General features: G+C 65.1%; 19 protein-coding genes. 7 read left to right on the top strand and 12 right to left on the bottom strand.

Annotated features, from left to right (window positions below; genetic code table 11):
- Positions 1 to 110 precede the first annotated feature (110 nt).
- Positions 111 to 701, top strand: a complete 591-nt coding sequence (locus tag SOM47_RS00750) for a hypothetical protein (protein ID WP_320504490.1) — start codon at positions 111 to 113, stop codon at positions 699 to 701.
- Positions 702 to 824: 123 nt separating this feature from the next.
- The gene (locus SOM47_RS00745) at positions 825 to 1,385 is read left to right on the top strand and encodes a DUF488 domain-containing protein (protein WP_320504489.1); all 561 of its coding nucleotides are present in this window, start codon (positions 825 to 827) and stop codon (positions 1,383 to 1,385) included.
- A gap of 31 nt (positions 1,386 to 1,416) precedes the next feature.
- On the opposite strand, the gene SOM47_RS00740 is transcribed toward SOM47_RS00745, so the two are convergent.
- Positions 1,417 to 2,346, bottom strand: coding sequence for a LysR family transcriptional regulator (locus tag SOM47_RS00740; protein WP_320504488.1), 930 nt, complete (start codon positions 2,344 to 2,346; stop codon positions 1,417 to 1,419).
- Positions 2,347 to 2,508: 162 nt separating this feature from the next.
- Here SOM47_RS00740 and SOM47_RS00735 point away from each other — a divergent pair, with 162 nt between their 5' ends.
- Positions 2,509 to 3,702: an MFS transporter gene (locus tag SOM47_RS00735; RefSeq protein ID WP_320504487.1), complete on the top strand. Its 1,194-nt coding sequence runs from the start codon at positions 2,509 to 2,511 to the stop codon at positions 3,700 to 3,702.
- Positions 3,703 to 3,761: 59 nt separating this feature from the next.
- Here the strand turns inward: SOM47_RS00735 and SOM47_RS00730 are convergent, their stop codons facing one another.
- From SOM47_RS00730 to SOM47_RS00710, 5 genes are all read right to left on the bottom strand, one after another.
- Positions 3,762 to 3,887, bottom strand: a complete 126-nt coding sequence (locus SOM47_RS00730; RefSeq protein ID WP_320504486.1) for a hypothetical protein — start codon at positions 3,885 to 3,887, stop codon at positions 3,762 to 3,764.
- Positions 3,884 to 5,014: a PepSY-associated TM helix domain-containing protein gene (locus SOM47_RS00725; RefSeq protein WP_320504485.1), complete on the bottom strand. Its 1,131-nt coding sequence runs from the start codon at positions 5,012 to 5,014 to the stop codon at positions 3,884 to 3,886. Before SOM47_RS00725 ends, SOM47_RS00730 begins: the two co-directional genes overlap by 4 nt.
- An 8-nt stretch (positions 5,015 to 5,022) precedes the next feature.
- A complete protein-coding gene (locus tag SOM47_RS00720) occupies positions 5,023 to 7,161 on the bottom strand; it encodes a TonB-dependent siderophore receptor (protein WP_320504484.1) in 2,139 nt (712 codons plus the stop codon).
- A gap of 147 nt (positions 7,162 to 7,308) precedes the next feature.
- Positions 7,309 to 9,285 (bottom strand): BCCT family transporter, encoded by a 1,977-nt coding sequence (locus SOM47_RS00715; RefSeq protein WP_320504483.1) that lies wholly within the window; start codon positions 9,283 to 9,285, stop codon positions 7,309 to 7,311.
- A gap of 45 nt (positions 9,286 to 9,330) precedes the next feature.
- Positions 9,331 to 10,452 (bottom strand): hypothetical protein, encoded by a 1,122-nt coding sequence (locus SOM47_RS00710; protein WP_320504482.1) that lies wholly within the window; start codon positions 10,450 to 10,452, stop codon positions 9,331 to 9,333.
- A gap of 253 nt (positions 10,453 to 10,705) precedes the next feature.
- Here SOM47_RS00710 and SOM47_RS00705 point away from each other — a divergent pair, with 253 nt between their 5' ends.
- Positions 10,706 to 11,785: a hypothetical protein gene (locus tag SOM47_RS00705; RefSeq protein ID WP_320504481.1), complete on the top strand. Its 1,080-nt coding sequence runs from the start codon at positions 10,706 to 10,708 to the stop codon at positions 11,783 to 11,785.
- Positions 11,786 to 11,944: 159 nt separating this feature from the next.
- Here SOM47_RS00705 and SOM47_RS00700 read toward each other — a convergent pair whose 3' ends face one another.
- From SOM47_RS00700 to SOM47_RS00685, 4 genes are all read right to left on the bottom strand, one after another.
- The gene (locus tag SOM47_RS00700; RefSeq protein WP_320504480.1) at positions 11,945 to 12,421 is read right to left on the bottom strand and encodes a hypothetical protein; all 477 of its coding nucleotides are present in this window, start codon (positions 12,419 to 12,421) and stop codon (positions 11,945 to 11,947) included.
- A gap of 218 nt (positions 12,422 to 12,639) precedes the next feature.
- Positions 12,640 to 13,056 carry a type II toxin-antitoxin system VapC family toxin gene (locus SOM47_RS00695; RefSeq protein ID WP_320504479.1) on the bottom strand — a complete coding sequence of 139 codons (417 nt, stop codon included), beginning with the start codon at positions 13,054 to 13,056 and terminating at the stop codon, positions 12,640 to 12,642.
- Positions 13,053 to 13,307 carry a FitA-like ribbon-helix-helix domain-containing protein gene (locus tag SOM47_RS00690; protein WP_042612573.1) on the bottom strand — a complete coding sequence of 85 codons (255 nt, stop codon included), beginning with the start codon at positions 13,305 to 13,307 and terminating at the stop codon, positions 13,053 to 13,055. The genes SOM47_RS00695 and SOM47_RS00690 overlap by 4 nt, the downstream gene beginning before the upstream one ends.
- Positions 13,308 to 13,490: 183 nt before the next feature.
- The gene (locus tag SOM47_RS00685) at positions 13,491 to 13,877 is read right to left on the bottom strand and encodes a DUF2628 domain-containing protein (protein ID WP_320504478.1); all 387 of its coding nucleotides are present in this window, start codon (positions 13,875 to 13,877) and stop codon (positions 13,491 to 13,493) included.
- 380 nt (positions 13,878 to 14,257) lie between these two features.
- Here SOM47_RS00685 and SOM47_RS00680 point away from each other — a divergent pair, with 380 nt between their 5' ends.
- Positions 14,258 to 15,682, top strand: coding sequence for a DUF4832 domain-containing protein (locus SOM47_RS00680; protein WP_320504477.1), 1,425 nt, complete (start codon positions 14,258 to 14,260; stop codon positions 15,680 to 15,682).
- Positions 15,683 to 15,957: 275 nt separating this feature from the next.
- A complete protein-coding gene (locus tag SOM47_RS00675) occupies positions 15,958 to 18,063 on the top strand; it encodes a TonB-dependent siderophore receptor (protein WP_320505041.1) in 2,106 nt (701 codons plus the stop codon).
- 60 nt (positions 18,064 to 18,123) lie between these two features.
- Here the strand turns inward: SOM47_RS00675 and SOM47_RS00670 are convergent, their stop codons facing one another.
- Positions 18,124 to 19,188 carry an SDR family oxidoreductase gene (locus SOM47_RS00670; protein ID WP_414715740.1) on the bottom strand — a complete coding sequence of 355 codons (1,065 nt, stop codon included), beginning with the start codon at positions 19,186 to 19,188 and terminating at the stop codon, positions 18,124 to 18,126.
- An 88-nt stretch (positions 19,189 to 19,276) separates the two neighbouring features.
- Between SOM47_RS00670 and SOM47_RS00665 the strand changes: the two genes are divergently transcribed.
- Positions 19,277 to 19,660, top strand: a complete 384-nt coding sequence (locus SOM47_RS00665; protein WP_320504475.1) for a winged helix-turn-helix transcriptional regulator — start codon at positions 19,277 to 19,279, stop codon at positions 19,658 to 19,660.
- 46 nt (positions 19,661 to 19,706) lie between these two features.
- Here SOM47_RS00665 and SOM47_RS00660 read toward each other — a convergent pair whose 3' ends face one another.
- A complete protein-coding gene (locus SOM47_RS00660; RefSeq protein ID WP_320504474.1) occupies positions 19,707 to 19,961 on the bottom strand; it encodes a DUF3253 domain-containing protein in 255 nt (84 codons plus the stop codon).
- Between the last annotated feature and the right edge of the window lie 88 nt (positions 19,962 to 20,049).

Raw genomic sequence — 20,049 nt, 5'->3', positions numbered from 1 at the left:
GCATCCCGGTGGGTGAACTGGGGGCATCTTCAACGCCCTGAAGCAGGTAGGCTAGCAGTTAAGCTCATCATCAGAATGGTCAACCCGGACGACCCAGGAGCATTCAACCCATGCAAGCGTACTGCTCGGCGCGCCTTCTGCTGATTTTCTGCACTGCACTGTCAGTGGGCTGTTCGCAGGATCGGCCGTATCCCGGGTCCGCTGGAGACCGGGCGGATGGACGGCTGCACGATGATCTTGCATGCGCAGGGTCTTCTATCGAGCGGGATCTGGTGACCGCTGTGATTCCACTTCGCCTCGCGGCCCAGGAACGATATGCAGGCCGGCGGATTGTCTGCGAACCGCTGAAGGTGGTGGTGCTGTTGAAGGGGGAGGCACCCCTTCAGGGCCGAGTGATCCAGACAGCGCGAGGCCCTGCCGAAGTCACCTATGACGCTGGATACCGTTATTCCGTCCGCGATATGCAGGAGTTGGCGGATGGCGAGTTCATGGCCAAATGGTTCCCTGATGCCAGAGGGATTTACACCGACACAACCTATGGCCGTGTGGTTGTCCTCGTGAACGCGCCTTCGACCATGAAGGCCTATCAGGATCGGGCCGCTGAGGCCGAAGCAGAACTGGACTTGCCGATCATCGTCATGGCCATTGGCGAGGCCAGACAAGCGACGCCTGCCGTGGTCGGGCTGGAGGATCTGGAATGACGAAACCCAATCTACTTACCGCCGCCGCACTGGGTGTCCTCGCAATCGCATCGTTCCAAGTTCGCGCAGCATCCCCATGCCCTGACCACGCGCCTTTTATGCGCACCCCTGTCTAATGATTTCATGCCGTCCAATCTGCCTGCCCCGCACCCGCTGACGCTCTGGACCATCGGCCACTCCACCCGGCCTTGGGACACGTTCCTGCAGCTGCTGTCCGCGCACGGAATATCGGCCATTGCGGACGTGCGTCGCTTTCCGGGCTCGCGTCGCCACCCCTGGTTTGCTTCGGAGCAGATGGCAGACACGCTGCCAACCCTCGGCGTCACATATCAATGGATTCCCGAATTGGGCGGGCGTCGCAGGGTGCAGCCGGCATCGCCCAACGGCGCGTGGGATAACGCGGCGTTTCAGGGCTATGCCGACCATATGACGTCTGCCGAATTTGCCAGCGGGCTGGAGAAAGTCCTCGCGCTGGCGGGTACGCACCGGGCGGCGCTGATGTGCGCGGAGGCGCCCTGGTGGCGTTGCCATCGGCGCCTGATCTCGGACCTGCTGACGCACCGCGGCAATCAGGTGCTGCACATCGTGTCCGGCGCGGAACCGAAGCCGCATCCGCTCAATCCGATGGCGCGGGCGGTGGGGCAGGACCTGATTTATCCGCCCGCGCAGGCCTCGCTGTTCTGAGTTCGCCCGCGTCCCGGGGTCATGACCGACCTTACCGCCGTCGCCTCCGTTCGGATCCGGGAGCCTTGCCCTCCGATGTAGGAAATACCCGCGCGGACAGGAAATCGACCAGCGCCCGGATCTTGGGCGAGGGATGCTTGCTTGCCGGCCACAGCACGTGGAAAACCCCGCTGCGCTGTACGTAGTCAGCGAGGACCGGCAGCAGCCGGCCATCATCCAGCGGCTCGCGGATGGCGAAGTCGGGAAGGTAGGCGATGCCCAGGCCCTGGAGCGCGAAACAGACGCGCGTCTCGATGTTGTTGCAGATCATCGAGGTTGGCAGTTGCAGCTCGGGTTCGCCGGGCTTCTGGCGCAGCGCCCAAGCCTCCAGCTTGCCGCTGTTCGGAAAGCGGAAGTGCAGGCAGGCGTGTTGCTGCAGATCGACCGGCAGCGCGGGCGTCCCGCGCCGCGCCAGGTACGCCGGCGAGGCGACCAGTCGCATCTGGAAGGCGCCCAAGCGACGGGCGGACAGCCGTGAATCGGCAGGTTCGCCCGTGCGGACCACGGCGTCGAAACCTTCTTCGATCACATCCACCATGCGGTCGGTGAAATCCAGGTCCAGTTCGATCTCCGGATACGCCTGCATGAACTCGCCGAGCACCGGCAGCACCAGCGAGCTGACCAGCGGCAGGCTGACCCGCAGGCGTCCCCGCGGTGCGGCGGTGGCCTGCGATAGTTCCATTTCAGCCGCTTCGATCTCTGCCAGGATGCGGCGGCTGCGCTCCAGGAACAGGGCGCCCTCGGACGTCAACGTGACGCTGCGCGTGCTGCGGTGGAACAGGCGCACGCCCAGCTTTTCTTCCAGCCGCGCCACGCTCTTGCCGACGGCGGAGGCCGATACGCCGAGCAGCCGCCCGGCGGAGACGAAACTCCGGGTTTCGGCTACCTGCACGAACACGACGAAGCCACCCAGGCTGTCCATGATCCAGTCCCTTCATTGCGGACAGGATGTTCCGCACATCGAGGAACTGTAGCCCACTTTTTCTTTAATCGCCCGGTTCCTATCTTTGTGGCTTGGCAATCACAGCGAGTTGAACAGCATGACGCGTCTCCCAGTTTTCCCGCACATCGGCAGGGTTCACCGATGAGTGCGCCCACGGCACGGGTGGGGGCCGCCGCGGAGGGTCGGCTGCCGCTGGCGTCGCTGCTTGCGCTGGCAATGGCGGCTTTCATCACCATCCTGACCGAGGCGCTGCCGGCCGGCCTGCTGCCGCAGATGGCGCAGAGCCTGGCAGTGTCCGAGGCATGGGTTGGGCAGACCGTCACGATCTATGCCATCGGGTCGCTGATGGCGGCGATCCCGTTGACCGCCGCCACGCAGGGCCTGCGTCGCCGCCCGCTGCTGTTGGCGGCTCTTGCGGGCTTTGTGCTGGCCAACACGGTGACCACGCTCTCCACCAGTTACGCCCTGACCATGACGGCGCGCTTCCTGGCGGGGGTGTCGGCTGGCGTGTTGTGGGCGCTGCTGGCCGGTTATGCGGCGCGCATGGTGCCCGACCACCAGAAGGGCCGTGCCATTGCCGTCGCGATGGTCGGCACACCGCTGGCGCTGTCGTTGGGCGTGCCTGCCGGCACGTTCGTTGGCAACCTGGTGGGTTGGCGGGTGTGCTTTGGCATCATGAGCGGACTGGCGTTGGTACTGATGCTGTGGGCGCGCATCAAGCTGCCGGATTTCGCGGGGCAGGCGACGGGCAGGGCGCTGTCGCTGCGGCAGGTGTTCACCCTGCCCGGCGTGCGCCCGGTGCTGGTCGCAGTGCTCGCCTTCGTGCTGGCACACAACGTGCTCTACACCTATATCGCGCCGTTCCTGTCGGCGGCGGGCATGGCGCAGCGCACCGATGCGGTGCTGCTGGTGTTCGGTGTTGCATCGTTGTTGGGCATCTGGATTGTCGGCGTACTGATTGATCGTCGCCTGCGCGCAATGACACTGGGCAGCATCGGAGTGTTCGCGATGGCCGCGTTGGCACTCGGTGTGGCCCGTGATGTACCTGGCGTGGTGTATGTGGCCGTGGCCGCGTGGGGCGTGGCGTTCGGGGGCTCGGCGACGCTGTTCCAGACCGCGCTGGCCAACGTGGCAGGCAGTGCCGCCGATGTCGCGCAGTCGATGTTGGTCACGGCCTGGAACCTGGCGATTGCCGGGGGGGCCATCGTCGGGGGCGTGCTGCTTGAACGCGTGGGCGCAGGTGCTTTCGCCCCCGCCTTGGTCGCGCTTCTAGCGCTTGCGTTGGGGGTGGTATGGGCGGCCAGGCGGCATGGTTTCCCGGCACCGGCACGCTAGGCCGCTTCACCGGCTTGCGCACCCATGGCGTGGACGCGCGGGCAGCGCCTGCCTCGCCGCTACTTCATGGCTTCCAGTGGCACCAGCGACGCCCATACCAGCAGCAGCACCAGCCACAGCCAGCGCCAACGGCCCATCCGATGCCATGCCGCGCGCCAAGGCCCCGGCAGCTTTTCGTGACTCATGCCGGCCTCCTCTTTGCCGCCGATCGCAGCGAATCCACGGTGCGCAGTCCATACAGATATACGCCGGTAAAGCACAGTCCGGTCAGCAGGGTGCCGGCCAGCAACCAGAGCAGCCGGATGGGCCAGCCACCGAAGCTGCCGAAGTGCAGGGGGTCGGCCATTTCGGCGATGCGCTGATGGACGCTCAGCGTACGGCCGTCATGCCGGCCCATCACTTGCCCGGTACGCAGGTCGACGGCGATGTTGTTCGCCCGCTCGCGTACCAGCCAGGCGTCAGCTTCGCCCATGAAGAGGATGCTGTCGCCATCGCGTGCGGGGACGGCCGCGAGGATATCCAGGGTGGGCCATTGCTGGCGGACGGTCTGCACTGCCGTGTCGACGGCAGCCGGGTCTACGGGGGCAACCCGGTCGCGGCCCTCGGCCAGTTGAAGGGTGGGCGCGGCCGGTGCATCGCCACCGAGCGATTCCACCAGGTACCACGCCCCGGTCAGGCCGATCAGCAGCAGGAACCAGAGCGACCACACACCGGCCAGGCGATGCACATCGCCCCACAACCGGCGCGGTCGCGACGCGTCGGGCCATTTCAGGAATCCGCGCCACCATTTCTTGTAGATGTAGAGACTGCTGAGCAGCGAGAGCAGCAGGGGAATGGACAACGCCGCCACCAGTGGCACGCCCCAGGCTACCGGCAGCATCAGGTGGCGGTGGGTGTTGCGCAGCAGCCGTTGCGTATTGAACCAGCCGGTGTCGCCGGTCACCCGCGCGGTATACGGGTTTATCCAGACGAAGCGGCGCTTGCCGTCGGGCAGGCGCATCTGCGCACGCGCAGCGAACAGGCGGGTGTGGCCGGCGCTGATGCCTTCCAGTTCCCAATCCGGATGTGCCGTCTGTGCGGCATGGAGGACCTCGCCCCAGCCGGCCTGCTCACCCCCATCGGCCACGCGCATGGGGGCGTGCAGCATCCAGTCGATTTCCTGGGAGAACACCGCCAGCGTGCCGGTGAGGCAGACAAAGCCCATGAACAGGCAGAGCTTCAGGCCCAGCCAACTATGCAGGTCGAACCACAGTCGCCGGCCACTGCCGGCGCGTGCCGGGCGGGTGGGGGGCGCTGGCGAAGGCTGGCGCATGGGCGGGCTCAGAACGCGTAGGCGGCTTGCACGTACACCCGGCGCGGCTCACCCGGGAAGTGGCCGGTGCGTCCGGTGAAACCACTGGCAGCGTAGACCTTGTCGAACAGGTTCTTGACGTTGGCCTGGAACTGCCACTGCTGCCACTGCGTCTTCCAGCTCATGTCGAACACGGTGTACGGCTTTACCCGTTGGCCATCCAGGCTGACGCGCTCATCCACGTAATCGGCGCCGAAGCCGATGGCGGAGTTGATCGCCGGCAGCTCGTAGCGGGTCCACAGGCCGAGTTTGTTCTGCGGGGCATTGGCGAATCGGTCGCCGGAGGCATTGGTGATGCCGTCGCTGCCGGCATCCTTCACCCGGGCATCGTTGTAGGCGTAGGTCAGGTTGAGCACCCAGCGTTCGGTCACATCGGCCAGCAGGTCCAGCTCCATGCCGGTGCTGCGCACCAGGCCCAAGGCAGCAAGCTGGTTCACGCCATCGATGATCTCACCGGTGGCCTGCACGATATTGCTGCGGTCGATCCGGTAAGCGGCCAGGTTCAAGGTCACGCGCTCGGCCAGCAGGGATTTCAGGCCCACTTCCCACTGCCTGCTGCGCTCGGCATCGAACGGGCCGCCCGCTTCGGCGCTCTGGTTGGCGGCGTTCTGGGGCATGAACCCGCTGGCGATGTTGGCGTAGACATTGATGCCTTCGCGCACGGTGTAGGTACTGCCCAGCCGCCAGCTGATGTCGTTGCCATCCACGGTGGTGCCGGCGATGCGGTCGTCGTCCTTGAAACCGTCCCAGCGCAGCCCGGCCAGCACGTGCCAGCGCGGGGTCAGCGCCAGTTCGTCCTGCAGGTAGCCGCCATAGCGCTTGCTGCGCGTGCTGGTGCTGCGCCAGGGCAGGGCGGCCAGGTTGTAGTCGCGCCACGAGCTGGCGCCATACACCGGGTTGAACAGGTCGATGCCGGGCACCGGGCCGGCACCCCGCGCCAGGTCGGCGCTGTTGGCCGTCTGTGCGGTGAAGTCGGCATCCTGCTGGTAGACATCGGCGCCGAACAGCAGCTTGTGCCCGATGCTGCCGGTATTGAAGCGCCACACGGCGTTGCCGTTGGCGGTAAACGCGTCGTTGTCGCGGATCTGGTTGCGCAGCTGGCGGGTCATCCATTCGGGCACGCCGTCGCGGTTGCGGTCGATCAGGCCCATCGGCTCGTGGTAGATCTGATGCTCGTTGTTCTCGAACCAGCGTGCGCCAAAATCGACGTCCAGGTTGCTGCCGGGCGAGAAGCGGTACTGCACCAGCGCCACCTTGGCACGCATATCCAGGAAGTCGCTGGCTTCGTTATGGTTCCATCGCCGGTCGGTCAGGAAGCTGCCGTTGTCGTCCACCGGCACGCCGCGCAGGCGGTTGCCGCCCAGGTTCTGGGTGATGTCGGTGAACTGCAGGGTCAACTCGCCGGTGTCGCCCACGTCGAAGGCCAGTGATGCATCGCCGATCACGCTCTCGCTGTCCGCGTTCCAGCGCACGCCCTGTTCGGTGTCGCCATACAGCCCGGCGCGATAGCGCACGCTACCCGCGGCGTTTACTGGCCCGGTGGCGTCGATCGATGCGGCCCTGAAATCGTTGTTGCCGGCCTGCAGTTCGATGCGGCGCTCGGCCGTGGCTTTGGGCTTGCGCGTGACGTAGTTGATGACACCTCCGGCGTCGCCGCCGCCGTACAGCGCGCCGGCCGGGCCCTTCAGGACTTCCACGCGGTCGATGTTGAACAGTTGCGGTACCGAAAATCCGGCATAGGGGTCGCCGCGCATGCCGTCGTACAGCACGTTTTCCTGGCGGAAGCCGCGCAGGGTGACGCCGGCGTAGCTGAAGAAGCTGATGCCGCTGATGCTGCGGTAGAGATCGGTGATCTGGCGCGCAGCCTGGTCTTCAATCAGCTCGCGCGGAACCACCTGGATGGACTGCGGCACCAACGCCAGCGGGGTATCGGTGCGCGTCCCCACCGTCGCATCGTCCACCCGGTAAAGGGTCTGCGCCCGGCCATGCACCTGCACGGCATCCAGCTGTTGCACACCGACGGAAGAGGGCGGCGCTGCGTGGGCCGAGGCACAGGCGAGGGTCAGGGCCAGGCCCAGCAGGGAGAGAGAAGGCGTTGGGCGGGTCATCGCAGGCCGAAAGGCGGTTGAGAATGAGAAAGATTAGCATGTAGAGCGGATGGCTGCTGGTGGCCGAGACTTCGATCTGACCCATGAAGCCGGAATGCCAGCGTTCAAGCAGGCCGGCCAGCCCGGGCAGGCTTTCCGGCATTGCCATCAGCGGACGTGATCCAGGAACTGGCGGTGACGCTCGTACTGGTCCAGCACGTCGTGGATCACCTGGACTTTGGGCCATCCCATGACGTCATAGTCCTGACCGCCTTCGCGCAGGTAGACCTCCGCCCGGTAGTGACGGGTGCCCTCGCTGGCGGGACGGCGGGGATCCTGCAGGGCAAACGTAGGCGCTTCGTAAGGCTGGGGGCGCACGGAATAGAAGAAGTCTATTTCCTCGCCATGGCCTACACGCAGCCATGCCCGGCCATCATCGCCTGCGGTCACCTCGACCGGCAGGTCCTGTTTGCGCAGCTCCACGGCAACTTCCTGCAGTGCGGGCAGCACATGGTCCCTGATGAACCCGACCACCTCGATCTTGACGGGATTGTGCGCCAGCAGCTTCAGCCTGGCCCGCCAGTCTTCGCTGGTGCCCGGAAGCATGCGCGCCTCACGCAGGATCGAACGCTTCGTTGCGTCCAGGTGCATGGCCTTGAGCAGGCCCCAGCACATCAGAATCATGACCACGGTGAAGGGAAGGGCGCTGGCGATGGTGGCGGCCTGGAGTGATTCAAGACCGCCGGCGATCAACAGGGCAACCGCGATGGCGCCGACCAGCAGTGCCCAGAAAATCCGCTGCCAGACCGGAGATTCTTCTTCACCCTTGGATGTCAGCATGTCGATCACCAGCGCGCCGGAATCGGCCGAGGTGACGAAGAACAGCGCCACGAGCACCACGGCGAGCGAGGAGGTGATCATCGTCAATGGCAGGTGGCGCAGGAACTCGAACAGCGCCATCGAGCTGTCGTTGGATACAGCTGAGACGAGCGCTTGGACCCCATCGGACCGCACCATGAACAAAGCCGAGTTTCCGTAGATGGTCATCCACAGGAACGTGAAGCCAAGCGGCACCAGCAGCACGCCGACGACGAATTCGCGCACCGTCCGGCCGCGGGAAATGCGCGCGATAAACATGCCGACGAACGGCGACCAGGCGATCCACCAGCCCCAGTAGAACAGCGTCCAGCCCCCCAGCCAGCCACTCGGCTCATACGCGTACAGGTTGAACGTCATGGAGAAGAGCTGGGATGCATACATGCCCGTGTTCTGGACGAATGCCTGCATCAGATGCACGGTGGGGCCGCAGACCAGCACGAACGCCAGCAGTGCCACGGCCATGATCATGTTGATCTCGGACAGGCGGCGCACGCCGCTGTCCAGGCCCGCAACCACCGATCCGGTCGCCACCAGAGTGATCACGCCGATCAGCGACACCTGCACCAGAGTGCTGATTTCCAGGCCGAAAAGATAATTCAGACCCGAGTTGATCTGCATGACCCCGAGGCCGAGCGAGGTGGCAAGACCGAAGATGGTGCCAAGGGCCGCAAAGGTGTCTACTGCATGGCCGATGGGACCATGGATACGGTCACCGATCAGTGGGTAGAGTGCCGAGCGCACCCGCAGCGGGAGATTGTGCCGATACGCGAAGTAAGCGAGTGCCAACGCAACGACCGCGTAGATGGCCCAGGCGTGCACCCCCCAATGGAAGAAGGTGATGCGCATGGCCTGGCGGGCTGCCTCGGCAGACTCGGCCGTGCCGGTCGGCGGGGTGGCGTAATGCATGATCGGCTCGGCCACGCCGAAGAACATCAGGCCGATGCCCATGCCCGCAGCGAAAAGCATGGCGAACCACGATGCGTAGCTGTAGTCGGGGCGGCTGTGGTCGGGACCCAGCTTGATGCGTCCATAACCGCTGATGGCCACGCCGATGACGAAGACAAGGAAGCCGGCGACGGACAGGATCGTGAACCAGCCTGCGTCGTTGGCGGTCCAGTTCTTGGCCGCGGTAAACCAGGTGGTGGCCTGTTCCGGGACGAAAATCGACAGCGCCACGAGGAGCAGGACGATGGCCGCGGTAGGGATGAACACCTGCGGCAGGATGCGCTGGCGAACAGGAGTGGATGGCGGAGCGGGGCTCTGCATGGAATCCTCCGGTTGATGCGATTGGAGCGAGAGAGCGGAGTGCTCTTAGAAATAGAACCCGATGTTGAGGTTCAGCCGGCTGTGCCAGCGGGAGGGGCCGCCGTCGTCGATGCCGATGCCATCGCCGCCTGCGAACCACATGTTCTTGCCGGCGATCCAGTCCACGTAGGTCAGCATGATTCCCTTCTGCAGGCTGCATCCGGTGACGTTCTGCCAGGACTCCCTGACGCCCGCGCGGCGACCGACCGGCCGCGTCATGCTCAGGTTGTTGTAGCAGGTGATGTCATCGAGCCAGCGCCGGGCGCCGAAGGAATAGGCGACGTTGGCACTGGGCACGTCGGCTTCGGAGGCGATCTCGAAGGGGGCGAGGAAGGCTGACATCGCAATCCGGTCGCCCGGGACGCTGTAACGGTAGCGGGCCCACTGGAGCTGGGTGGTCCAACCCTCCCGCTTCCACTGGGCGTGCAATGCCGCGCCGTGGTGTCCGTGGTGGCGGCCGGTGGTGGTGTCCTGGACGCGGCCGCTGAATGCCGATGCGCCGAGCAGCAGTTCGCCCTCGTTCAACACGCCAGTATGTTCGTACCGGACGTGGACGCGGCCGCGCTCGCGGTAGGGCAGCTCGGGTGTCTGCGCCACATCGAACGAGTAGCGGTCATAGCGCGATCCGGTTCCGTATTCATCGCCTGAGAACCAGCCCGCCGTCCAGTGGTGGTCGCCCTGTTGATGGCTGAATGTCACGCCCGGATCGTAATCGTCCTCGATCCCGAGGTAATAGCCCGAGCCAAACCAGAAGCTCTGCGAAACGGTGGGCAGCAGGCCAAAGGGAACCTGTTGGATACCGGCCTTGAGTTGCGTGGTCTCGCTGAAATTCCATCCCGCGTAGGCGTGGTGGACGGCATCGAACCCGTCATACCAGCGATATTGGGCAGAGAAGAAGAGCGGGCCGGCACCGGCTTCGATATCTGCGCGGAGCAGTTCCAGCTGCAGGCGGCTGGTGGGGCCGTAGTCGAGCCAGCCGTAGTTGAAGCGCACCGCACCGCCGATGTCGACAAACGGATCGACCTGTCCGCCGCGCGCTTCCTGAGCGTGTGCTGCATGCGTGGCCGTTGCCGCCGCACACAGAAAAACGAGAGGAAATACTTTCACGATAGTGTCGGTGGCCTCCATTTTGCGAACGAAAGCGTCCAAGTCTAACGCGGCGGCGCAGGAGACCCAAACGTGCGAGGGGGCGCCGCGATTGCAGGCGACGCGTCGCGGACAGCGCGGACGTCCTCCAGTGCACCCCATCATCGGCCATCGATGCGTAGCTCACCGCCGCCCATCAAATGCGCGTGATTTCCCCATTTCCCCGTGTTCACAGCAAAGCGCGCAGCCTCACGACGCTTGCTGCGCCCGCAGCCATTCAGATGGAGCATCACCAATGAGTACACCCAGTGGATTCCCGGACCGCCGGCCGCTCGGCACCGAATTCGAAACCGTCGTCACCTCCACCCCCGTCATCACCCCCACGCCGGAAAGCGCGGTGTCCTGGGGCGCGATCATTGCCGGCGCCGTGGCGGCCGCTGCGCTGTCGCTGGTGCTGCTGATCCTGGGCGTCGGCCTGGGCCTGTCTTCGGTGTCGCCGTGGTCGTTCGACGGTGTATCCAAGGAAACCTTCGGCTGGACCAGCGTCGCTTGGCTGACCTTCACTGCGCTGGCGGCTTCCGGCCTAGGGGGCTACCTCGCCGGCCGTCTGCGGACCAAGTGGACCAACCTGCACGGTGACGAGACCTACTTCCGCGATACCGCGCACGGTTTCGTGTCGTGGGCGGTTGCCACGCTGCTGACCGCTGGCCTGCTCACCTCCGCCATTGGCGGCGTGCTGGGTGCCGGCGCGAAGGTGGCCGGTGCCACTGCTGGCGCCGCTGCGACCACCGCCGCTGCGGCAGGTGCGGGCGCCGGTGCGGCTGCGATGGGCCCGCAGGAAGGCGACATGAACTATTGGGTCGACTCCCTGTTCCGTAACACCTCCACCAACCCGTCGCCGGCACCGCCGGCTCCGCCGATGGGCGCCGGCGCAGGCGCACCCCCCACTGGTCCGATGGCTGCACCGATGGGTCCGGCTGCCGGCCCGCGTGACGCCGCCATGCTGCCGCCGCCGCGCTCGATGCCGGGCAACGAGCGCGCTGGGGATCGCCGTGAGGTGCGTGCCGAGGTCAACCGTATCGTGGTCTCCAGCCTGCAGAGCGACGGCCTGGATCCGGCGGACAAGCAGTACCTGGCCCAGCTGATCGCCCGCGAAACCGGAATGAGCCAAGCCGAGGCAGAGGCACGCGTGACTGACGTGCAGACCCGCATGCGGGCCGCGCTGGAAGATGCCAAGAACACCGCCAAAACCGCTGCGGATGATGCCCGCAAGGCCACCGCCTACGCCGCGCTTTGGCTGTTCATCACGCTGCTGATCGGCGCGTTCTTCGCCAGCCTGAGCGCCACCTGGGGCGGCCGCCGCCGCGACCTGTAACTTTCGTATCCACCAAGGAGAACCGACATGAAAACCCTGCTGCTCTGGTTCCTGGGCGTTCCGATTCCGCTCTTGATCCTGTACGCGATCTTCTTCTAAGCATCACGCCAGTAAGCAAAAACGCCAGGCCGCAGTGATGCGGCCTGGCGTTTTTCTGGATCAGTCCTGCAGGTCCCACTTGCCTGCGTCGGCGTGCTTCTCTTTGTAGATGGCACCGGAGAAATCGACGTGCAGTTCGGTCCAGTCGCCGCCATCGCGATGGGCCAGCACTTCGAAGTGCTTGGGCTTGCGCTCAGGCGCGCCGTTGACCGTCCAGCCCGCTTTCTTCACCGCAGCCAGCACCGCGCGTGTATCGGCGGGGACGTCTGGATGGTGGTGCTTGGGGCCGTGGTGCGGCTTCTTGTGTTCCACCTCGACAAACCGGCCGCCCTTCTTGGCGATACGGCTGACCTTGATCTCCGACGGGCGCTGCTCGCCTTCCAGGCGGATGGCAAGGCCTTCGGCTAGCGGGAAGGCTTCAGCGCCTTTCGGGCCGAGATCGGCCAGGTAGGCGGCATCGTCGGCGATGAAGGTGAAACGGTGGGCAAAGACGTGTTCGATGACGCCGGTAAGGGCGATCTTTTCGTGGTGCGGCATGCATTTCTCCTGAGAGCGCCCAACCGCGGGCGCATCCCCGTAATGGAGCTGGCGTGCAGGTGTTGCAATGCATGCGGTGCGGCATGAGCCGAAGGCAGATAACAGCCAGTCAGCCACAGCCGCGGGTGACGGCGCAGCGCGGTAGCGCCGACTTCGGTCGGCTGATGATGGTGAAAGCAGCCGACTGAAGTCGGCTCTACCGAGGCTGGAGGGATGCTTCAGCTGGTCCAGGGATCGATGATGTCCAGCCCGGCCGCCTCGAACGGCCCGGCATCGCGCGTGGCGACGGTGAAGCCATTAGCTACCGCAATCGCGGCAATGTAACCATCCGGCGTTCGAAAACCTTTGCCGCCGCTTCGTGCACTCACTGCGAGATCGGCGTAGCAGCGCGCCGCCTCCAGATCGAATGGCAGTACCCGGCCGTCGAACAGCTTGATCAGGCCGTCGACCGTGCTGAGCAGCGTCTGCTTCCTGCGTCCGGCCGGCAACGCGCCGACACCGTACAGCAGCTCCGCGATCGTCACGCTGGACAGATAGAGCGTCTCTGCAGCCTGCCTGTCCATCCAGTCGAGTACAGCGGGGGAGGGCGCAGGCCTCATCGCTTCAGAGACCACATTGGTGTCGAGGACGATCACCCAAACCCCATCGGCTTGGCCGGGGTTTTATCGCGGGTGGCCGCCATCGCATCGACATCGGCGTCGGTGAGGCCATGGTCGGCGCTCAGCGCTGCCAAAGCCGACCCCAACCGCAAACGGCTGGCGGGCCGCACGGCAGATTCCAGGATGTCGCGGATTTCGGCCTCGGTGCTGCGGCCATGCTGTGCCGCGCGCACCTTGAGCGCCCGGTGGGCTTCGTCTGACAGATTTCGAATGGTCACGGCAGGCATGTAAGGGCACCTGTTGGCATTGATGGTGATGATATCACTATGTTTAGCTTGATATCAGTCAGCTAAGATGCCCCTCTTCGGTAGCGCCGAGCCACGCTCGGCGGCTCTGGGTGCGGCCGCAGTCAGACACGGGTGCCTGACCGGAAAGCCGCCGAGCATGGCTCGGCGCTACCGTTTTCCTGCTTAGAACAGGCCTTCGAACGGGTTCCAGCTCACCTTGCCCTTTACGCGTTCGGCGTAATAGCTGTAGTTGGTGCTCATGGCCACCGACAGGCCAAGCGCTGCGACCAGCGCGCGCACCAGCAGGTCCGGTACGAAGAAGGAGACGGTGATGAGCGCCACGTACAGGCCAAACACAACCAGGCCCTTGCGCCACATGCCGAGGATGAAGAGATAGATCCAGCTGAAGAACAGGGCGAACAGGTTGATGTTCACTCTGAGCTTGCCGGCGAAGGGCAGGTCTTTCAGAGCCTGTCGGTACTCCTTGGTCTTCGGCGCGCCATGCTGCGCGAAGAAGTCGAAGCGGTACTGCCATTTCGGACTGTGCGGGACGGTGTTCGGTGTTTCCATTGTTGATCAAAGCTCCATGTAATCGTTTACATGATAGCGAGATCAAATCGCATTCACCACGGGAACGCCTGCGATTTACGCGCTCGTGGGGGCAGGGTAGCGCCGAGCCCCACTCGGCGAGCGCGGGCGCGGCATCTGTCGGACATCGTGTTGTCGGGGTGGAAAGCCGCCGAGCATGGCTCGGCGCTACCCGAAGTCGCTGCACAGATCGAAACTGTGATCCGGTCGCGAAATTTCGGTATCTTTCGATATTGATACATAACGAAACATGGCATAAGGTCGTCTGCGACAACCCTGAGGCAGGTCAACGCCTCCCTGTCGCCGTCTCCCCGTGCAACCGAAGAGGTACGTCCATGTCGTCGTCACGTCCGTGTTCCGGAATGCTGGCTGTCGCAGTCCTCGCCAGTGCCCTGTCCGCCGCCTGTGCCCATGCTGGCACCCTGACCCCCGCGGTATCGACCCAGGAGTTCGACAATCCGCATCGCGGTTTCATGCTGTGGGGCAGTTCGTATGCAGTGGATGGCGGGGTGGATAATTTCCACGGGGCGCACATCTATCACGTGTACCTGCCGTGGCGGATCATCGAAACTGCCGACCAGGCATTCGACTGGAACGCGGTGGAGACGCTGTACCTGCAGCCGATCCTCAACGACGATCCGCTGGCGACCTTCGTGCTGCGTCCCGTCGCTGATTATCCGGAAAGTGCCGCCAGCCAGATCGACGCGCATTACACCGGCGGCGAGAACGAACGTGACTATCCGAAGTTCCTCGAACAGGCGCCACTCAACATTCCGTATGCGGTGCGCGCCAAATGCGATTCGGACGGTCCGATCCGCAGCCTGGATTACAACAATCCGGCGGCGCGCCAGCAGATGCAGCAGTTCGTGCAGGCACTGGCCGCGCGCTTCGATGGCGATCCGCGCATCACCGCCATCCAGGTGGGCCTGCTTGGCTTCTGGGGCGAATGGCATACCAGTGGCTGCGAGGACCTGCAGCCCAACGCGCAGACCCGTTCGCTGATCCGCGATGCCTACACCGCTGCCTTCCTGAAGACGCCGCTGCAGACCCGCTATGCGCGGGCATCCGATGTGGGATCGGCGCTGTTTGGCTTCCACGAGGATTACTTCCCCTCGTTCACCGGCAAGTGCAACGCGTTCAATCCGCAGATGCCCAGCTGCAGCGACGATGGCTGGTGGAACCTGGAATACGGGCTGGCCAACGAGGTGCCAGCGGCGCGACAGAACTGGATGGTCAACCCGGTCAGCGGCGAGAGCCCGAACAGCGACCAGAAGAGTACCTGGACCAATCGCACCGCCGATGTGCGCAAGCTGCTGCGCGATTACCACTTCAGCTTCCTCGGCCCGGCCGGTGCGCACGAAACCAGTGGCAATGCGGCCAAGTTGAAGACGCTGAAGAGCGATCTGGGATACCGGCTGGGCATCAGCACAGTGACCTGGCCCAACACACAGGTGCGTGGCCAGCAGGCGGCGCTGCAGCTGGGTATCAAGAACCACGGCTCGGCCCCGCTGTACAACGCCTACCACGTGGAACTGCACTGGGTGGCGGCTGATGGCAGCACCAAGGCGCGTACCTCGATACCCGCGTTGACCCTGAGCGAGATCATGCCGGGCACGGTGCAGAGCCGCAGCACCACCTTCACCGTGCCCAGCAGCCTGGCGCCAGGAAGCTATGCCCTGCGTCTTGCGCTGGCCGATGACACCCCGGGCCGCCGCAACATCGCCCCGCAGAACGATGGGCAGGATGCGCAGCGTCGATTGCCGCTTGGGCAGGTACAGGTGAACTGAGGGAGTGCGGTTCACTGGGGCATGGCGGTGCGGCGTGGGGCCGCATCGCCGCGCAGGCAGCGGGGCAGGCGCAGCCTTTCCCCGTCGTCACATTTGCGTCATCATGCCGCCCATTCTGTTACCTCCAGCCGCCGCCAGAGGATCACTTCCTGCCTGGAGGCATTGCCGTGTCCGTCGTTCCGTCCCTCGTTGCCCCGACCCGTAGCGGTCGCCTGCATCGCACCCTTGCCCGTTCGCCGCTGACCCAGGCGGTATCCGCCGTGCTCACCGTGGGCCTGCTCACCGCCAGCGCGCACGCGCAACAGAGCGCCGCCGCGCAGACCGATGACGAAGCCGCGCGGACCCTGCAGACCGTGCAGGTGACCGCCAACCAGCTGGGTACCGTGACCGAGAACAGCGGCTCCTACACGCCAGGCACCATCGCCACCGCCACCCGGCTGGTGCTGAGTCCGCGCCAGACGCCGCAGTCGATCAGCGTGATCACCCGGCAGGAGATGAACGACTTCGGCCTCAACGGCATCGACGATGTCATGAAGGTCACCCCGGGCATCAGCATCGTCACCTACGACAGCGAGCGCACCGAGTACTACGCACGTGGTTTTGCCGTGCAGAACTTCCAGTACGACGGTATTCCGATGGCGCGCGATTCGGCTTATTCGGCCGGCAATACGCTCAGTGACATGGCCATCTACGATCGTGTGGAAGTGCTCAAGGGCGCCACCGGCCTGCTGACCGGCATGGGCGATCCCGGTGCCACCATCAACCTGATCCGCAAGAAGCCGACGCACGCGTTCGCCGGTAGCGTGGGCCTGGGTGTCGGCTCGTGGGACAGCTACCGCGCCGAAGTGGATGTCAGCGGCCCGCTGACCGAAAGCGGTCGCGTGCGCGGTCGCGCGGTGGCGGCGCAGCAGGACAAGCACTCCAATGTCGACCACTACCAGCGCACCAACAAGGTGTTCTACGGCATCCTGGAAGCAGACATCGATGACAGTACGCTGCTGACCGTTGGCGCTGATTACCAGGACAGCGATCCGCAGGGTTCCAGCTGGGGCGGCATTCCGCTGCTGGACAGCACCGGCAACTTCAACAAGATGCCGCGTTCGTTCAACAACGGCGCGCGTTGGAGCAGCTGGGCGCAGTACAGCCGCACCGCCTTCGCCACGCTGGAACATACCTTCGGCAATGACTGGGTGGCCAAGCTGCAGCTGAATCACCAGGTCAACGGGTATGACGCCCCGTTGGGCGCGGCGGCCGGCGGCAACCCGGATCCGGTGACCGGCGAAGGCGTGAGCATGTGGGTCGGCAAGTACGTGGGCGAGACCACCAGCAATGCGGCCGATCTGTATGTCAGCGGCAAGTTCGAATGGTTCGGTCGCCAGCACGAATTGGTGGTCGGCGGCAGCGTGTCGCGCAAGCGCTGGATCAACGATGGTTACTCGCCGCAGGAGGGCTATGTCACCAGCGTGGCCGATTACCGCGGCTGGACCGGCGATGTGCCCGAGCCGGACTGGCAGTGGGGCTACGGCAACAATGAAGTGACCCGCGAAAGCGGTGCCTACGTGGTGGGCCGCTTCGACCTGGCCGATCCGCTGAAGCTGATCCTGGGCAGCCGCGTGGCCAACTACAAGGCCATGGATATCGACGAGAGCGGCGTGATCGTGCCATACGCCGGGCTGGTGTACGACCTCAACCAGAACTACTCGGTGTTCGCCAGCTACAGCTCCATCTTCAAGCCGCAGAGCAACCAGGACGAGCAGGGCAGGGTGCTGGATCCGCTGGAAGGCCGCAGCTACGAAGCCGGCGTCAAGGCGGAGTTCCTGGAAGGACGCTTCAACGCCAGCGCGGCGGTGTTCCAGCTGGAGCAGGACAACTATGCCGAGCCCAGTGGCGGGCTGACCCCGAGCGGTGGCATCGCCTACCGCGGACTGATGGGCGTGCGCACCAAGGGCTACGAGTTCGATGTGTCCGGCCAGGTCGCACCGGGCTGGCAAGTGCAGGGTGGCTATGCGCACAAGATTGCGCGGCAGCAGTCCACCAAGGTCTCAACGCTGGAGCCGGAAGACCAGTTCAGCCTGCACACCACCTACCGCGTGCAGGACGGCGCGTTGCGTGGGGTGAGCATCGGCGGCGGCGCACGCTGGCAGGGCAGCACCTTCGGCACCATCAGCAACCCGCAGGACGGGGGCAGCCTGGTGCATCGCACCGATCCGTACTGGCTGCTGGATGCGATGGCACGCTACGAGTTCAATGACAGGCTGTCGGCCACGCTCAACGTCAACAACCTGCTGGACAAGCATTACTACACCATCTTCAACTGGTACAGCACCTACACCTGGGGTGAGCCGCGCAACGTGCGGTTGACGGTGAACTACAGGTTCTGATGGCTGTGGCACAGGTGCCCCGGGACGGATTCCGGGGCGTCTGGCTACGCTGGCTGGCGCCTACGGAATCAGCCGCTGTGCCCGCAGCGTGGCGAACAGGTCGAAGAAGGCGTCATCGCTGGGCTGGTAATCCAGGAAGCCCAGCCGGCGGCTCTTGGACATATCGGTCATGACTTCGACCGGGCGGCCCAGGTCGGCGTCGGTGTGCCACGGCGACACCAGCCGGTGGATGTCCGGCTCGGCCAGGCCCTGTTCGATGGCCAGCTGCACCCACAATGCGGCGTCGTCCGCCATCTGCCGTTCCAACGGGTGCAGCTCACCGGTGAACGGCGCCGCTTCGATGCCGAACCAGTCCGCGATGCGGCCCCACATCCAGCTCCAGCGGAACACATCACCGTTGACGATATTGAACGCCTGGTTGGCTGCTGTCGGGGTCTGGGTGGCCCACACCAGCTGGCGTGCCAACTGGCGCGCGTCGGTCATGTCGGTCAGCCCGTTCCACTGCGCCAGCGAGCCGGGGAAATAGAACGGACGGCCGCTGCGCTTGCACAGCGAGGCATACACCGCCAGCGTGGTGCCCATGTTCATGGCGTTGCCCACCGCTGCACCGATGACCGTGTGCGGACGATGCACACTCCAGCTGAAGCCATCACGCGCAGCTGCGGCGAATACCTCGTCTTCCTGCGCGTAGTAGAAGTTTTCGATCGGCAGGCGGGGCTGTTCCTCGCGGAACGGGGTCTGTGGCAACGCGCCCTGCGCGTAGGCTTCGAACGGCCCGAGGTAATGCTTCAGCCCGGTTACCAGCGCGACGTGCTGCACCGAGCCGGCCGGCTGCAGGGCATCCATCAGGTGGCGCACCATGGCCGCATTCACGCGGATGTTCTCGGCCTCGTTGGCCTGCCGCGACCACGTGGTGATGAATACATGGGTGGGGCGCAGGCCTGCCAGTGCGGCCCGGGTGCCCTGTGCATCGCGCAGATCGGCCGAGACACCGTGGACGCCCGCCGGCAGCGCAGCCGGGTTGCGCGCCAGGCCGTGAACCTCCCAGCCTTCCTGGAGCAGCTGCTGGATCAGGGCACTGCCGGTAATGCCGGTTGCACCGACTACCAACGCTTTCAAGGTCATGGGGTCGCCTCTTTGCATCAAATAACAGGCAGACACCTTAGGATAACGGGGTCAGGCCCGAAAGAAGGCACCAAATGGTAACCACGCGATGAAAGCAGGCACTCCGGAACAGGAATGGCGCGAAGACTGTGCGCCGCGGCGGGTGCTGGAGCTGTTCAGTACCAAGTGGACGTCGATGGTGCTGCACACCCTGGCCGTGCGCCATGACGGGGTGGCGCGCAGCAATGCCCTGCACCGCAGCCTGCCTGCGATCTCGAAGAAGATGCTGATCCAGACCCTGCGCGAGATGGAGCTGGCGGGCATCGTGCTGCGGACCGAACATCCCACCGTGCCGCCTTCGGTGGAATACAGCCTGACCGCGCTCGGCCGGCAGCTGGTGGAGCCGATCGAGCTGATCTACGACTGGGCGCGACGCAATGCCGATGCGCTGGACGCGCTGAAAGCGCGGCCGACGTCGCGGCGGCGTGGTTGATCGGTCCCAAGGCCTTGCGTTGCTCCAGCGCCGCAGAAGGCGGGCCTTAGCGGAATCCAGGCCCCCGACGCAGCCGGACAGGGCCAGGACCCGGGTCATCTGGATCCAGCGTGGCGTTCTTCCGGGTAATCACGATCCGATCTTCCCGCGCCAAGGCAGCGGCCGCTTCCCGCACCGGCTGCATGAGCGGGCGCCAGTCACCTGGCTCCGGGCGCAATGCCCGTGCCACCTCGGACGGGCAGAGGGAGGCCGACGGCGCGCGCTGGCCCAGCAGGTCGATGATGGCAGCAGCGATATCCATCGTTGCACGATGCGTCGGCGCGCGTGATGGGCATGCGGAGGTCTTGTGGTGGTGGGGCGCAGGGGATTGTCCAGAGCGGCTAACCGTC

Source organism: Stenotrophomonas sp. CFBP8980 (genome assembly GCF_034046095.1).
Classification (GTDB): Bacteria; Pseudomonadota; Gammaproteobacteria; order Xanthomonadales; family Xanthomonadaceae; genus Stenotrophomonas; species Stenotrophomonas lacuserhaii.
Note: the sequence above shows the minus strand (reverse complement) of the source record. Positions and strands in the feature narration are given on the sequence as shown.

What these genes read in the sequence shown, in the direction of transcription:
- SOM47_RS00705 (WP_320504481.1), top strand. Translation starts at nt 10,706, where the DNA reads ATGAGTACACCCAGTGGATTCCCGGACCGCCGGCCGCTCGGCACCGAA.
- SOM47_RS00685 (WP_320504478.1), bottom strand. Translation starts at nt 13,877, where the DNA reads ATGGAAACACCGAACACCGTCCCGCACAGTCCGAAATGGCAGTACCGC.
- SOM47_RS00700 (WP_320504480.1), bottom strand. Translation starts at nt 12,421, where the DNA reads ATGCCGCACCACGAAAAGATCGCCCTTACCGGCGTCATCGAACACGTC.
- SOM47_RS00750 (WP_320504490.1), top strand. Translation starts at nt 111, where the DNA reads ATGCAAGCGTACTGCTCGGCGCGCCTTCTGCTGATTTTCTGCACTGCA.
- SOM47_RS00710 (WP_320504482.1), bottom strand. Translation starts at nt 10,452, where the DNA reads ATGGAGGCCACCGACACTATCGTGAAAGTATTTCCTCTCGTTTTTCTG.
- SOM47_RS00690 (WP_042612573.1), bottom strand. Translation starts at nt 13,307, where the DNA reads ATGCCTGCCGTGACCATTCGAAATCTGTCAGACGAAGCCCACCGGGCG.
- SOM47_RS00745 (WP_320504489.1), top strand. Translation starts at nt 825, where the DNA reads ATGCCGTCCAATCTGCCTGCCCCGCACCCGCTGACGCTCTGGACCATC.
- SOM47_RS00670 (WP_414715740.1), bottom strand. Translation starts at nt 19,188, where the DNA reads ATGACCTTGAAAGCGTTGGTAGTCGGTGCAACCGGCATTACCGGCAGT.
- SOM47_RS00715 (WP_320504483.1), bottom strand. Translation starts at nt 9,285, where the DNA reads ATGCAGAGCCCCGCTCCGCCATCCACTCCTGTTCGCCAGCGCATCCTG.
- SOM47_RS00665 (WP_320504475.1), top strand. Translation starts at nt 19,277, where the DNA reads ATGAAAGCAGGCACTCCGGAACAGGAATGGCGCGAAGACTGTGCGCCG.
- SOM47_RS00660 (WP_320504474.1), bottom strand. Translation starts at nt 19,961, where the DNA reads ATGGATATCGCTGCTGCCATCATCGACCTGCTGGGCCAGCGCGCGCCG.
- SOM47_RS00680 (WP_320504477.1), top strand. Translation starts at nt 14,258, where the DNA reads ATGCTGGCTGTCGCAGTCCTCGCCAGTGCCCTGTCCGCCGCCTGTGCC.
- SOM47_RS00735 (WP_320504487.1), top strand. Translation starts at nt 2,509, where the DNA reads ATGAGTGCGCCCACGGCACGGGTGGGGGCCGCCGCGGAGGGTCGGCTG.
- SOM47_RS00740 (WP_320504488.1), bottom strand. Translation starts at nt 2,346, where the DNA reads ATGGACAGCCTGGGTGGCTTCGTCGTGTTCGTGCAGGTAGCCGAAACC.
- SOM47_RS00720 (WP_320504484.1), bottom strand. Translation starts at nt 7,161, where the DNA reads ATGACCCGCCCAACGCCTTCTCTCTCCCTGCTGGGCCTGGCCCTGACC.
- SOM47_RS00725 (WP_320504485.1), bottom strand. Translation starts at nt 5,014, where the DNA reads ATGCGCCAGCCTTCGCCAGCGCCCCCCACCCGCCCGGCACGCGCCGGC.
- SOM47_RS00730 (WP_320504486.1), bottom strand. Translation starts at nt 3,887, where the DNA reads ATGAGTCACGAAAAGCTGCCGGGGCCTTGGCGCGCGGCATGGCATCGG.